The following is a 13,356-nucleotide window of genomic DNA, read 5'->3' on the forward strand; positions in this document are numbered from 1 at the left end:
AGGTAAGTTGTCATCATTCGTCAACGGCCGCTCAACTCGATATGCGTGCCGAATTCATGGGCAATAGCGCAATAGGGAACTTATGCAACCCGCAGCACGTCGACCGTGCTGATCGGCGCATCCGGGTCCGCGGCAAGAGCGGCCAGCATCCGCCGGTAACCGTCGGCCACGTGCTGTGCGGTCTCCGGTTCGAACATGTCGAGCTGGTACTCCAGGAACGCATCCATCCCGGTCGGCTCCCTGTCCGGGCCGAAGTTCTCCCGCAGGCTCAACGCCAAGTCGAACATGGAGCTGCCGGCGTCGAAGTCCACGGGCACGTCGGTCAATCCGTCGAACTTGAGCCCGGCGTCGGTGTTGTCCTCCAGGGTCAACATGACCTGGAAAAGCGGGTGACGGGTTCGCGAGCGGGCAGGATTGAGTTCCCTGACCAGGTGATCGAAGGGGATGTCCTGGTTGTCGTAGGCATCAAGGGCGACGGCCTGGACCCGCTTGACCAGGTCTCGCAGACTCGGGTCGCCGGAGACGTCGACGCGGAATACCAGCATATTGACGAAGTACCCGACGAGGTCGGTCAGCGCATCATCCATGCGGCCGGCCACAGGTGAGCCGATCGGAATGTCGGCGCCCGCACCGAGCTTGCTCAACAGCGCCGCAAACCCGGCCTGCAATACCATGAACATGGTCGCATTTTCGGTGCGGGCGACATCGGCCAGTGCCGTATGCAGATCGGCGTCGAGGGTGAACTCGATGGTGCCCCCGGCGAAGTCGGACATCGGGGGGCGCGGGTGATCCACCGGCAACCGCAGTTCCTGGGGAATGCCGTCGAGCACCGAACGCCAGTGCGCGAGCTGTCTCGACGCCAGGCTGTCCGGGTCCTCCTCGCGGCCCAGCAACCGCCTCTGCCAGAGTGCGTAGTCGGCGTACTGGACAGGCAGCGGCGGCATATCCGGCTCGGCACCACGGCGCCGCGCCGCGTAGGCCCGGGCGAGGTCTCGGGTGAGCGGCCCGAGCGACCAGCCATCGCTGACGATGTGGTGCATCGATAGGAGCAGCACGTGCTCCTGCGGCCCCAGTGCGAACAGCCATGCCCGAAGAGGCAGGTCGTGCACAAGGTCGAACGGGTGCTCCGAGGCCTCGTGCATCGCCTCGTACACCTCTTCCTCGGCAAGCTCCTCGTACTCCAGTCTCACCGCGTATTCCGAGATGTCCAGGACAACCTGGTGCGGCCCGCCCTCACCGTCCCGGATCACCGTGCGCAGCGATTCATGTCGCTGCACGACGTCCCGCAGTGCCTCCTCAAGGGCTGTGCGGTCCAGCTGCCCCGTCAGCCGCGAAGCGAGCTGCATGGTGTATATCGAGTTGCCCGGATTCATCTGATGGACGAACCACAGTCCGAGCTGCCCAAACGACAGGGGGATCATGACTGGTCCCCATTGACGCTTTGCCGTTGATGGCTCGGGAGGAGTGCCGGCCGGGTGATGACGGCGATCTGACCAGAGTCGATCCGCGCCGCGAGCAACGCCGCGGTAGGCGCCTGGAACAGGGCCTTGATACCGATCTCCACACCCATGACACTGCGGATCCGGCTCAGCAGACGCACCGCGTGAAGAGACCGGCCGCCGAGTTCGAAGAAGCTCTCGTCCACGCCGACCGCAGAGAGGTCCAGCACCTCGCTGATCAGCTTGCACAGTTGCTGCTCGCGCGCGGTGCCCGGGCTGCGATCGGGGACAGACGTACGGTCGTCCGGAGCAGGCAGGTTACGCCGGTCCACCTTGCCGTTCGTGGTCAACGGCAGGTTCTGCAAGCGCACCACGGCAGACGGAACCATGTAACCGGGCAACTGTGACGCGGTGTGGGCGAGGATCTCCTCGTTGGGCGCCTGGGCCACTACGTAGGCGACGACTTGCCTCAGCCCCGGCCTGTCCTCGCGCACCACGACGGCGGTCTGTTCCACATGTGGGTGCGCTGCGATCACGTTCTCGATCTCGCCGAGCTCGATCCGGAAGCCGTTCATCTTGACCTGGTCGTCCCGGCGCCCGACGAACTCAAGATTCCCGTCGCTACGCCAGCGGGCCCGATCTCCGGTGCGATACATCCGCCCACCGGCCGGCCCGAAGGGACAGGCAACGAAGCCGGCCGCAGTGAGGTCGGGTCGGTTGAGATATCCGCGGGCCAGCCCAGCGCCGCCAAGGTACAGCTCGCCCGCCACGCCCACCGGCAGCGGCCGCAGGCCCTCGTCCAGGACGAAGATCTGGGTGTCGGCGATCGGCCGGCCGATGGGTGGGGGTTCGTTCCCCTCGTTCCCCGTCAGCGGGCCGATCAGCGTTGCGCACACCGTGGCCTCGGTAGGCCCGTAAGCGTTGAACACACTGCAACGGTCCGACCAGCGTGCGGCGAGGTCGGCGGTCAGGCTTTCCCCGGCAACCACGACGGTCAGGTCCGCGGGCAGATCCTCGTCGGGGGAGAGCGAGGCGAGTACCGAGGGTGGCAGGGTTACGTGCGTCACGGTCTCTCGGACAAGCACTGCTTCGAACGAACCCCCGACGAAATCGTGAAGGCCCGGGACGAACACCGCCGTAGCGCCGCTGAGCAGGGCCATGCAGAGCTCCGAGACGGAGGCGTCGAAACTTGGACTGGCGAATTGCAGGACCCTGCTGTCGGACCGTACGCCGAATGCCTCGATCTGCGCGCCGGAGAGCCCGGCGAGGCCCTCGTGCGTGACCGTCACGCCCTTCGGTGTCCCGGTCGAACCGGAGGTGTAAATGACGTATGCCGGGTGCGCGAGGGTGAGTGGGTGCGACCGCTGCGCGTCGGAGAGGTTCGATGCGTCCGCGTCCGCGTCACACCCGGTCTGCTGTTCGTCGAGGACCAGGATCGGCGTCGTCCAGGGCTGGGCCGTGGCGCCAGCGGCATCGGTCAGCAGCAGGGCGGGGCGCGCGTCACCGACGATGTACTCGATTCGCTTGGCCGGATAGGCCGGGTCGAGCGGTAGGAACGCGGCACCCGCCTTGCTGATCGCGAGGATCGCCAGGACGAGGAGCGGGCCGCTGGGCAACGCGACCCCCACCAGCTTCTCGGGTCCCATTCCGCGGGCAATCAGGGCTCTGGCAAGCCGGTTGGCCCGCTCGTTGAGTTGTCGGTAGCTCCACCGCGATTCGCCGCAGGAGACCGCGCATGCGTCGGGGCGCCGCACGACCTGGGCCTCGAAGAGCGAGGGGAGGACGACGGGATCGTATGACGCGCCGTCTCCGCTCCGCTGCGTTGCCAGCAGAGCGTGCTCCTCCTTTGAGGCCAGTGGAATCTCGCCCAGCGGTCGGTTCGGCGAGCGGACCGCGTTGGCGAGGAAGGTGGTGTAGTGCGTCGCGATGCGGCGGATCGTCTCCGGCGCGAACAGGTCGGTCGCGTACTCGATTTCCGCTTCGAGTCGGCCGTCCCGTTCAACGACCTCGATACTCAGGTCAAGTTTGCTGACGGTGCGCGGTGGCGGCGCGGCGCCCTCGATCGTCAGTCCCGCGACGTGTGTGGACTCCTCGAGCGCCTCGTCGTAGATGAACGCCGTCTGGAACAGCGGGTTGCGGCTCGGGTCGCGTGGTGGACGAAGTCGCTCGACGACCTTCTCGATCGGCGCTTCCTGATGGACGAGACCTTCGATGGAAGCCTGGCGTGTCTGGTTGACCAGGCCAAGGAAGGTCTGATCTCGCTCCGGGCGTATCCGGAGGGCCAGGACATTGACGAACATGCCGATCATTTCCTCGGTGCCCGGTTCGGTCCGACCGACCATGGGGGTGCCCACCAGCAGGTCCTCTTGGCCTGCGTAGCGGCCGAGAACGGCAGCCCAGCCGGCGAGCATGACCACGTAGGGGGTGACGCTCCAGCGGCGGGCCGCCTCCGCGACTTCGACTCCCAGCGAAGCCGGCAACGTGAAGGAGTGGCTGGCGCCATGGAAGCTCATGCGTGAGGGACGCTGGTAATCGGTGGGCAGTTCGAGTGTGAAGGACGCGTCCCTGAGCTGGGTACACCAGTGCTCGACCTGATCGTCCAACAGGCCCTCGTCGAGCGAGCGCCGTTGCGCAACGGCGTACTGCCCGTAGGCGAAAGGCAGCACGGGAAGCTCGGGTGTGCGGCCCTCGGCTTCCGCGGCAAGAAGTTCGACAAGCTCCTGGACCAACACGCCGGCCGAGACTCCGTCGAAGATCAGGTGATGTATGTCCACCAGCAGGCGGTGATCCGCAGGACCAAGGCGGTACAAGCCGAACCGCACGAGCGGCCCCTGCAAAAGGTCGAACGGAGCTGCCGTCGCGGCGCTCACCCGCTCACTCATCTCCTGCTCCGAGGCCACATCCTGTGGGTCGAGTCTTACGGGGCGTGCGGGGGCGACGACGAACCGGGGCGCGCCAGACGCGATGGATACCACCGAGTGCAGCACTTCGTGCCGTTGAACGATATGGGTCAGAGCCACCTCAAGCAGCCCGGGGTCCAGCTCGCCGCGCAAGGCGAACACAACCGGGGTCCCGTAGTGCGAGCCCGCATCGGCGAGCTGCTCGGAGACCCAGATCCGCTCCTGTGCCAGGGAAAGGGGGAAATCCCGGTCGACACCGCGGTCCTGGCTGTCTTTCGGTTGCATCGCAGAGTCCTGAGTAGTCGACACTGACGTCTCCCAGTCGTTTCCGGGTAGGGTCCGTCCGGCCGTGAAGGCCGAGGAACTATAGGTCGTCAATGGATCACTCGCGCGTCGTGGCTGATTCTGCGATCGCGCGACTTCCGCAGGTCGCGCGCCACGTTCAGCCTCTTGAGCCAGCGGTCCGTGCCGTCGAAGCGGGCAGTGAATGGCACCCTGCCGTGCACGATCTTGTAGTTGTCCAGGAAGAGCAGTTCACCCGGTTCGAGCACGTAGTCCCGTATGTTGCGATCGACCTCCGCGACGATGGCCTTCATTGCGCGGGCGCTGTCCGGGACGGCGTATGCGTCCTCCATGAAGAATGGATCGATGCGTAGATAGGGTGCTTCGCGGTCGCCGAAGAGAATTGCGACTCGGTCGGGCTTGCTGTCCTTGGACATGATCCATTCATAGCTGCGCGAGAGCAGCTCGCGTTCGCGCGTCGACATCTGCCGGTTTTCCTCGTCGTGGTGCGGCAGATGCGAGCGGTCGGGCTTGATCGGGTACCGGTCCTGACAGAGCAGGTCCCTGATCTCATCGGTGAGCTCGAGGTCGTCGACCGAGGCGAAGGTCGTTGCCACCCGGTCGTGGTTGCGTAGACAGGCAAGGCCGAGGTAATCGGCCCGCAGCGGGTGGAAGGCATCCTCGGTGTGCCAGGTCAGCAGTTCTTCGCTGCCCGAGCCGAGCTGCTCATTTTCGTGACCCTTGATCGGAAAGATGTCGTGCATGATCCGGCCGTCCTGCTGCGTCGCCCAGGCGATGGGGTCGCCCAGCAGGGATGCGCAGAGCATGAAGTACACCTCCGCGGGGAGCGTGGACGCCCGGCCGACATGGGTACGCCAGTGCTCGGGGGTGGGCCCGATGGCAACGTCGTCAATCCGGAAGCCGCGGATGGACAGCACGCCGCCGGAAGCCTCCAGGCGGAACGCGTTCAACTCAGCCCGCAGCCGCTGCGGCAGCTCGTGTGCGTACACCGCGCACTGCCGGACGAACTCCGGGTCACTGACCGAGTGGAACTTCGCCGTGAGTGAAGCGAGTAATTCGTTGACTGTCTTCAGCTCAATGTCCGAGAGTTCAATGCTCTGCATGTTCGTCAGGGTTCCTTTCCGCCTCACGATTGGAGACTCGCGGCGAACTCAGCGCCCAAAATGTCCAGGCCTTTGCTCAGTTGGCTGCGATCGCCGCCGAAACCGAGCCGGACGCGGCACGGGTGGTCGAATGCCCGGCCGGGGACGAGCAGTATGTTGCTGGTCTCTCCCAGCCGACGGCAAAGCTCGGTCGTGTCCCGCCAGGGGCGCAGTTGCGGGAACGCCGTCACTCCGCCGAGGGGCAGCGGGAGGTCGACACGACCCTCGTGCCGCGCGGCCCAGTCGGCCAACAGGCGTCGGTTGGCCTTTGCGTTCTTCAGCCTGGGAGCGAGGAAGACGTCTGCACGCTGTACGACGCGCAGCGCTATGTACTCGAGAAGCGGAGAGAGGCTGAGGGTGATGCGGTCGCGCAGGTTGGTCATCGCCCGCAGAAGCTCCGGGTCGGCCATGCACCATCCGAAACGCATGCCGGGTAGACCAAAAGCTTTTGAAAAGGTTCCGATCGACACAGTGCGCGGATAGGACAGTCCGGGGTCCGGCAGCGGTGCGTCATCGTAGACCAGGTCCGTGAAAGCGCCGTCCCACAGGAGATGGGCGCCGACACTGTCAGCAATCTCAAGCAGGCGACGGAAACCAGCAAGGTCGAGTGTCGCGCCGGTCGGGTTGTGCGGAAAGTTGACCACAATAACCTTTGTGCGCGCAGTGACGAGCCTCGCGAGTTCCTCCACGTCAGGCCGGAATTTGTCCTCCTCGCGCAGCCGCCAGCGCAGAACTTCGCACCCCATGGACTCTGCGACGGATACGTGCGAGTGGTAGGCCGGGTGCAGGGCTACGACTTGGTCACCTGGCTCAAGGAGGGTCTGGAGCGCGACGTAGATAGCCTCGCTGCCGCCATGCGTAAGCATCACCCTGTGCGCGTCACCGTCCCCCCAGCGCGAGGCGATGGCCTCGCGCAGGTCGTCCCGGCCCAGGCACGGACTGTCCCGGAAAACGATCTCGTCCAAATCACGGGACTCGATGCCGGCGAGTTGTCGCACCTGGCCGAGCGAGTAGTCAAGAACCCCACTCGACCCGATGTCTATCGCAGCGTCATGATAGTGGTCGCGCATCCAGTCTTCGAGCAATGCCCCATCAAAATTCATTGTTCTCCAGAACCTTGTCCGCACGACCCGAGAACCGCGACCCCATACAGAGATCACAAGAGGAAAGTAGATTCAGTTCGGCACAGATGTTGATCTCGCGTTTCTGGTCCAATGACTGTGATTCCTCAAACTCCCGGATCGAGGGTGTGAGCTCTTCTGTGGAGCAATGTATGTCCCCTCCGATAGGGGCAGTTGACAGATATTGCCCGCTACGGGATCTGCGTTGCTGCCCATGCGTCGATGAGTCGGGTGCCCCACCACATGCGCGGTGGCCGTGCCGTCCTTGCGGTCCCCGGGCGCTGCGGGGCGTCGCGCGCCGGCACGAATCGCCGCGCGCGGTGTCCCAAGACGGTGCGGTCAAGCCGCATCCGGTCGTTTGGACCTGCCGGAACGCGCGATGGTGCTGCAGTACCGGGAGCCGGCCGGAACAGAGCTGCGGAAGGCGATGTGCGAAGCGTCCGCGCGTCCGTTCGCCCTGACCGGCGAACTGCCCTTCCGGGCCTGGTCGCGCCGGCTGCTTTGGAGTACTTGGTGCACCGCGCTGGACGGCATGCCCGAGGGCCCCGGTCCAGCCGCTCCGTGCGAGACCGAGGGACGCTGACGCTCGTCCAGATGCGGCAACGACACCTGGAACTTCGCAGCCAGGACGGCCTCGATCCCCGCCGGTCTCCCCGTACCAGAACAACGAGTCCCACAGCTGGAAGCCACGACTCATTTCCCGGCAAGCCCTTGGCGACCAAACCCCACCGAAGGAGCGAGGCATATTCGAAGACCCAGAATAGGCTGTTGTCGATCGTTGCCCGATACTCGATCAATATTGCTGTGTCATCTGCCGTCATCGATTCGGCTGTTAAGGTCACGGAGCGCGATGCCGAGCAAACTCCGTGACAGTGAAGGTGATTTCCTTGGTGGACATGCGAGCAGGGTTCGACTACGACAGCCATGACCCGGCGATAGCGGTGGATCCGTTTCCGACATATGCGAAACTCCGCGAAACCTGCCCGGTTCAGTGGAGCCGCGCCTGGGACGGCTATTGGGTCGCGACCGGCCACCGTGAGGTCTCCTCGGCGGCCCGCGATGCCCTGACCTTCCAGACCGCGCGGGACAGGGCGGACGGTACGGTGCAGGGGGTGACCATTCCCTCACTCGGGCAGAGCAACCGGATGATACCGCTGGAACTCGACTCGCCGGAGTGCCTGAAGTACCGCAAACTGATCTCCGTGTTCTATTCCCCGAAGCGGGTCGCCGCGCGCGCCGACGAAGTCCGGCAGTTGGCGGCGGCTTGTATCGACGAGGTGATCGAGCGCGGCGAGTGTGACATCGTTCCGGCGTTGACCGAGAAGCTGCCCAGCATTTTGACCATGCGGGACCTCGGACTGCCGGAGGAGCGGTGGTTCGATATCGACTCCCTGCTCTACCGGGCGCTTTTCGCCGCTCCGCACGATCCGTCGACAGCCCGCGAATGCGCGCAACTGATCTGCCTGGAGCTGGTGGAAGCACTCGACGCGCAACGGGACGGCGACAAGCGGGGGTTGCTCGGGCACCTGGCGACCCGTGAGGTCCACGGAGCACCGGTACCGGACGATGACATCGTCTCGATGATGTATTTGCTGCTGCTCGGCATCCATCCGACGTCAAGCCTGACCGCTATCGCGCTCCGTACCCTCGCCCAGCAACCCGAGCTGCGGTCCCGGCTGATGTCCGACCGCTCGATGATCCGCACCGCCGTGGACGAGTTCCTGCGGTGGGTCTCGCCCGTTCAAAGCACGGGCCGGATCGCCGCCGAGGACGTCGAACTCGGCGGGCAGCGCATCACCAGGGGCGAGCAGGTGCTGCTCGGGTGGGCCGCGGCGAACCGCGACGATTCCGTCTTCCCGCACCCGGATCGGATCGACCTGAACCGCGACGCCGGCCGCCACCTCGCTTTCGGTGCCGGCCAGCACTATTGCGTGGGCGCGGCCATGGTGCGAGAGATGTTCACGGCGATGCTGGAGGAGGTGTTCGACCGGATGCCGGACTACACCGTCGCCGATGACGCGGCGATCGAATGGTTTCCGGATCTGACCCCCGTATACGGGATCAAGGCTCTGCCGATACGGTTCACGCCCGGCCGATAGGCCGTGCACGGTTCAGCCTTTCAGGATCTGCGGCGGCCGGGGCGCCACCCCGGCCGTCTCCACCAGGTGCCGCAGCAACTGACCGCGGCGCTGTCGACTTGCTGTCCAGGCGACGATGGCCTCACGCGTACGGATCGCACGCTCCTGATGCGCTGCTCGGTCGCCCCCGGCCTTTCTCGCCCTGCCTGCGCGTCGAACCGTGGACCACGGGCCCACCGAAGGTTCGGTATGGCACCAAGCCCTTCCGGCCGTGCCGGGGCTGTACTGCGGGACGCGGAGCCGGGGACGGGGGATGCCCCCCCGTCCCCGCGTCCCGGGCGGCACGTCAGTGGTTGACGTGGCCGCCGTGCATGGGGCGCCCCGCTGTCATCAGGTTCTTCAGGTCCCGGGCGTACTTGGCGACGAGGTCGCGCGTGACGCTCGGGATGTCCCCGTGCCCGGCGATCGCGCCGGCCCGGGCGGCGGCGCGGAACCGGTCGGATGGGATGACGGATCCGGGTACCGGGTCCTCGGGCTCCTTGTAGCCCTGCAGGATGGGCAGCGCCGCGTACTGCCGCTGTGGCTGGGGCAGGGCGCGCATGGCCGCCTCGAACCGCAGGTACCACTCGGCGTAGTCGTCCACCCGCTCGATGGCATGGCCGTCTTGGGCGAGCCAGTCGACGATGGCGTCGAGGGAGACGCCGTCGTCGTTGGGGTTCACGAGGTTGAACGTCCGGTATCCGGACGAGAGTTCAGAGGTGCCGCGGCCCCCCAGCGCCACCACGGCGGCGGCGGTGAAGTCGACCGGCAGGCCGTCGTAGTGGGCGCGTTCGCCGTCCGCACGGTAGAAGCTGCGCGGCGCGATCCCGGTGGCGAGCACGCTGAACAGGAGGCGGCTGAACACATCGTCGACGTTGAGCTGTCCGCCGTACCGGCTGTGCGCGAGGATCATGCTGGACCGGATGGTCGTGACCGGCAGTCCGCACAGGTCGTGCGCCTCCCTCAGCAGCACTTCGCCAGCCCATTTACTGGTCGCGTACCCGTTGGCGTAGCCGTCGTCGACGTTCAGGGCCGATATGGCGACGCGGACGTCGGTGTCCTCGTCGAGGGCCGGCCGGCAGGAGTCGGCGACCGCGACGCTGGAGATGTAGGTGATCGGCTTCGCCCGGCGGGTGAGGGCCAGCCGGACGAGTTCGGCGGTGCCGACGACGTTGGCGTCGAAGAGGTGCGGGTACGGCAGGAGGTGGTTCACCAGCGCACCGGCGTGGACGATCAGGTCGACCTCGTCGGCCAGCCGGTCCCAGGCCGCCTCGTCCAGGCCGAGCCGCGGTTCCGCCATGTCACCCGCCACGACCTCCAGCTGGACCGCGGCCAGTTCCTCGTACGTCCGCACCAGCTCCGCGTCGCCGCTGTCGAAGGCCGCGTCCAGCCGCTGCCGGGCCGCGGTGGCGTCCTTGCCGCGCACCAGGGCGATCAGCCGACCGCCGGCCGGCGCCAGGGTGCGCAGCCATTCCAGGGCGAGGAAGCGGCCGAGGTAGCCGTTCGCGCCGGTCAGCAGCACGGTGCGCGGCTCCCGCTCGGCGCGGGGCAGCGCGGGGGCGTCGGCGAGGAGGTGTGCGTCGAGGAACTTGTCGAGGGTGAGGTCCTTCGCGTGGACCTCGGTCACGCCCTCGCCGTGCACCGAGGCGAAGGTGGGCCGCCACACGGCCGTACCTCGGCGAGCAGGGCGCCCGGCGCCCTCACCGCCTTCCTTGATCTCCACGATGCGGACCGTCATCTCCTTGAGCGTGACCGGTTCCAGGAACAGCTCGATCGGTACGTCGATCTCCAGCTCGTCACGGAGCCATCCGGCCAGATGCACGGACGTCAGCGAGTCGCCGCCCGCCTCGAGGTACGTCTTCTCCAGACCGGCGGACCCGTCGAGACCCAGCGCCTCGATCACCAACTCGGCGACGCCAGCCTCCAGTGCGCTGTCCAGCGCGGGCGCCGCACTCTCGACCGCCGGCGCCTGAGCAGCCGGGCCGCGCAGCGTCAGGGCGCCGTAGCTCTCGCCCGCGAACGGATACGACGGGAGCCGTACCCGGCGCACCTCGCCGTCGAGCGTCGGCCAGGTCACCTCCTCGCCGCGCAGCCACGCCTCCCCCGACGGGTCCCGCACCGGATCCGGGTGACCCTCGGCCAGTGCCATGAGCTTGTCCGACGCCTCCTGCGCGTCGGCGGCGACCACGTAGGCACGCACGGGCATCCCGACCCGGCCGGTGCGCAGCGTGTGCGCGACATCGGCGAGGGCGGGGGCGTCGGCCTCGCGCAGACGTGCCGCCAACCGTGATGTCACGAGAGCGAGTTGATGCTCGGTGCGGGCCGACAACGGCAGGACCGTCGGGCGGGCGTCGGCCTTCGCGCGCGGCTCGCGTGCCGGTGCCTCCTCCACCACCACGTGCACGTTCGTGCCGCCCATGCCGACCGACGTCACGCCGGCCAGCCGGGGCAGGTCGGGCCTGCACGGCCAGTGACGGGTCTCGGTCACCAGCCGCAGCGGCGAGTCCCGCAGGGCGGCCATCGGGCGCGTGACGTTCACCGTCGGGACCAGGGTGGCGTGCTCCAGCATCAGGACCGTCTTGATCAGCGCCGCCACACCGGCCGCCGCGTCGGCGTGCCCGATGTTCGACTTCACCGAACCGAGCGCGATGCCTACGCCGCCGTCGAGGCCGGCTCGGGCGGTGAACGCCGCGCTCGCCGCCGCCAGTTCGATCCGGTCACCCAGCTCGGTCCCGGTCCCGTGCGCCTCCACGTACTGCGCCGCCGACGGCTCCAGCCCCGCCGCCGTCCACGCCTCGGTGATCGCTGCCGTCTGCCGGTCCACGCCCGGAGCGGTGAAGCCGACCTTGCCTGCCCCGTCGTTGGTGACGGCCGTGCCCCGGATCACAGCGCGCACCGGGTCGCCGTCGGCGAGCGCGTCCTCCAGCCGCCGCAGCACCAGCACGCCCACCCCGCTGCCCGGCACCGTGCCGGCCGCCTTTTCGTCGAAGGGGCGACAGCGGCCGTCGGGGGAGGAGGTCCCGCCCTGGTAGTAGACGTAGCCCTCCTTGCGCGGGGCGCCGATGGCGACGCCGCCCGCGAGCGCGGTGTCGCACTCGCCGAGCAGCAGGGCCTGGACGGCAACATGGACCGCCGTCAGCGAGGACGAGCAGGCCGTCTGGACCATCATGCTCGGCCCGTCCAGGCCCAGCCGGTAGGAGATCCAGGGCGCCAGGAACTCGCGGTCGGTGAGGAGGCGCACCTGGATCGCGCCGATCGACGCGGCGAGCGCCGGGTCCGCCTCGGCGGCCAGCGCGTGCTCCGTCGAGCTGCCGCCCATGTAGACGCCGGTGCGGGACGGTGCGTTCAGCGGGGCGTACCCGGCGTCCTCCAGCGCCGACCAGGCGGTCTCCAGGAGCACCCGGTGCTGCGGGTCCAGGGCGGCCGCCTCGGTGCGATTGAAGCCGAAGAGCTCGGCCTCGAAGCGGTCCGCGTCAGCGAGATGCCCCTGTACCGGGACGAATGCGGGATTGCGCAGCTCGGCCGGGTCCACCCCGTCGGCGAGCAGTTCCTTCTCGGTGAACTCGGACAGCGAGCAGACGCCGTCGCGCAGATTGGCCCAGTAGGCGTCGAGGTCGGGGGCGCCGGGGAAGCGTCCGCTCATCCCCACGACGGCCACCGCTTGCTCAAGGTCCTGCTGTGCGGCTTCCTCGGTCGTCATCGCGTCGTGCCCTTCTTGGAACGGAGCTTGTGCAGGGCGGCCTGGCGGTTGCTGCCGCGCCGGGCCGCCTCCTGCTCGGCCGTCTGGTCGAGATGGGCAGCCACGGCGGCCACCGTCGGGTGCCGGAACAGGTCGGTCAGGGTGATGAGGTCCTGGTACTCCGGGTGTTTCTGGGGCGCCGCGAGGACGGCCGGCAGCCGTACCGCATTGCCGCCCGAGTCGAAGAAGTCGTCGTGGACGCCGAGCCGGTCCAGGGTCAGCACCTGCTGCCGCACCCGGCCCGTGCGCCGCTCGGCCGCGCTGTTCGGGGCGGAATACGACCGCCTCAGTTCGGGACGCGAGGAAGGGGGATCGGACAGCGCAATATCGTCCACGTCATTCGTCGTCATGGGCATGCGGTCGAGGACAACGATGGCCGGCGGTATCAAATGCGCGGGCACGGAATCAGAAGCCGTTCGAACGCCTTCCTGCGTCACATCAGCCCCCGGAGCCCTTTCCTCGCACCCCACTACGGATTTTCCCATGTCAGGGTTACATCCCTATTCTCCCTATTGGCCTGCACGAGACGATTCCTTCCGGCTGGTTGTCTTGACGTTGAGAGGTTTCCGGGTCACCGGGCCGATCCGCCTGGATG

General features: G+C 67.4%; 7 protein-coding genes. 1 reads left to right on the forward strand and 6 read right to left on the reverse strand.

Features of this window, described 5'->3' with window-relative positions; translation table 11 throughout:
- Positions 1-80: 80 nt before the first annotated feature.
- The 4 genes from KKZ08_RS03465 to vioD all read right to left on the reverse strand — a co-directional run bounded on the left by KKZ08_RS03465 (position 81) and on the right by vioD (position 6,887).
- Positions 81-1,421 carry a condensation domain-containing protein gene (locus KKZ08_RS03465; RefSeq protein WP_223773024.1) on the reverse strand — a complete coding sequence of 447 codons (1,341 nt, stop codon included), beginning with the start codon at positions 1,419-1,421 and terminating at the stop codon, positions 81-83.
- Positions 1,418-4,624: a non-ribosomal peptide synthetase gene (locus KKZ08_RS03470; RefSeq protein ID WP_223773025.1), complete on the reverse strand. Its 3,207-nt coding sequence runs from the start codon at positions 4,622-4,624 to the stop codon at positions 1,418-1,420. Before KKZ08_RS03470 ends, KKZ08_RS03465 begins: the two co-directional genes overlap by 4 nt.
- Before the next feature lie 89 nt (positions 4,625-4,713).
- Positions 4,714-5,745 carry a guanitoxin biosynthesis L-enduracididine beta-hydroxylase GntD gene (gene gntD / locus KKZ08_RS03475; protein ID WP_223773026.1) on the reverse strand — a complete coding sequence of 344 codons (1,032 nt, stop codon included), beginning with the start codon at positions 5,743-5,745 and terminating at the stop codon, positions 4,714-4,716.
- Positions 5,746-5,768: 23 nt separating this feature from the next.
- A complete protein-coding gene (gene vioD, locus KKZ08_RS03480; RefSeq protein WP_223773027.1) occupies positions 5,769-6,887 on the reverse strand; it encodes a capreomycidine synthase in 1,119 nt (372 codons plus the stop codon).
- 884 nt (positions 6,888-7,771) lie between these two features.
- On the opposite strand from vioD, the gene KKZ08_RS03485 reads away from it, so the two are divergent.
- Positions 7,772-9,004: a cytochrome P450 gene (locus tag KKZ08_RS03485; RefSeq protein WP_223773028.1), complete on the forward strand. Its 1,233-nt coding sequence runs from the start codon at positions 7,772-7,774 to the stop codon at positions 9,002-9,004.
- A gap of 325 nt (positions 9,005-9,329) precedes the next feature.
- Here KKZ08_RS03485 and KKZ08_RS03490 read toward each other — a convergent pair whose 3' ends face one another.
- Together KKZ08_RS03490 and KKZ08_RS03495 are read right to left on the reverse strand one after the other, a co-directional pair.
- The gene (locus KKZ08_RS03490; RefSeq protein WP_223773029.1) at positions 9,330-12,722 is read right to left on the reverse strand and encodes a thioester reductase domain-containing protein; all 3,393 of its coding nucleotides are present in this window, start codon (positions 12,720-12,722) and stop codon (positions 9,330-9,332) included.
- Complete coding sequence (locus KKZ08_RS03495; RefSeq protein ID WP_223773030.1) at positions 12,719-13,111, reverse strand: hypothetical protein; 393 nt, start codon at positions 13,109-13,111, stop codon at positions 12,719-12,721. The genes KKZ08_RS03490 and KKZ08_RS03495 overlap by 4 nt, the downstream gene beginning before the upstream one ends.
- Positions 13,112-13,356: the final 245 nt, after the last annotated feature.

The sequence above is a fragment of the Streptomyces sp. 135 genome (genome assembly GCF_020026305.1).
Taxonomy (GTDB): Bacteria; Actinomycetota; Actinomycetes; order Streptomycetales; family Streptomycetaceae; genus Streptomyces.

Bases quoted from the DNA above. Each gene is read 5' to 3' on its own strand.
- KKZ08_RS03490 (WP_223773029.1), bottom strand. From the start codon at position 12,722: ATGACGACCGAGGAAGCCGCACAGCAGGACCTTGAGCAAGCGGTGGCC.
- KKZ08_RS03495 (WP_223773030.1), bottom strand. From the start codon at position 13,111: ATGACGACGAATGACGTGGACGATATTGCGCTGTCCGATCCCCCTTCC.
- gntD (WP_223773026.1), bottom strand. From the start codon at position 5,745: ATGCAGAGCATTGAACTCTCGGACATTGAGCTGAAGACAGTCAACGAA.
- KKZ08_RS03470 (WP_223773025.1), bottom strand. From the start codon at position 4,624: ATGCAACCGAAAGACAGCCAGGACCGCGGTGTCGACCGGGATTTCCCC.
- KKZ08_RS03465 (WP_223773024.1), bottom strand. From the start codon at position 1,421: ATGATCCCCCTGTCGTTTGGGCAGCTCGGACTGTGGTTCGTCCATCAG.
- vioD (WP_223773027.1), bottom strand. From the start codon at position 6,887: ATGAATTTTGATGGGGCATTGCTCGAAGACTGGATGCGCGACCACTAT.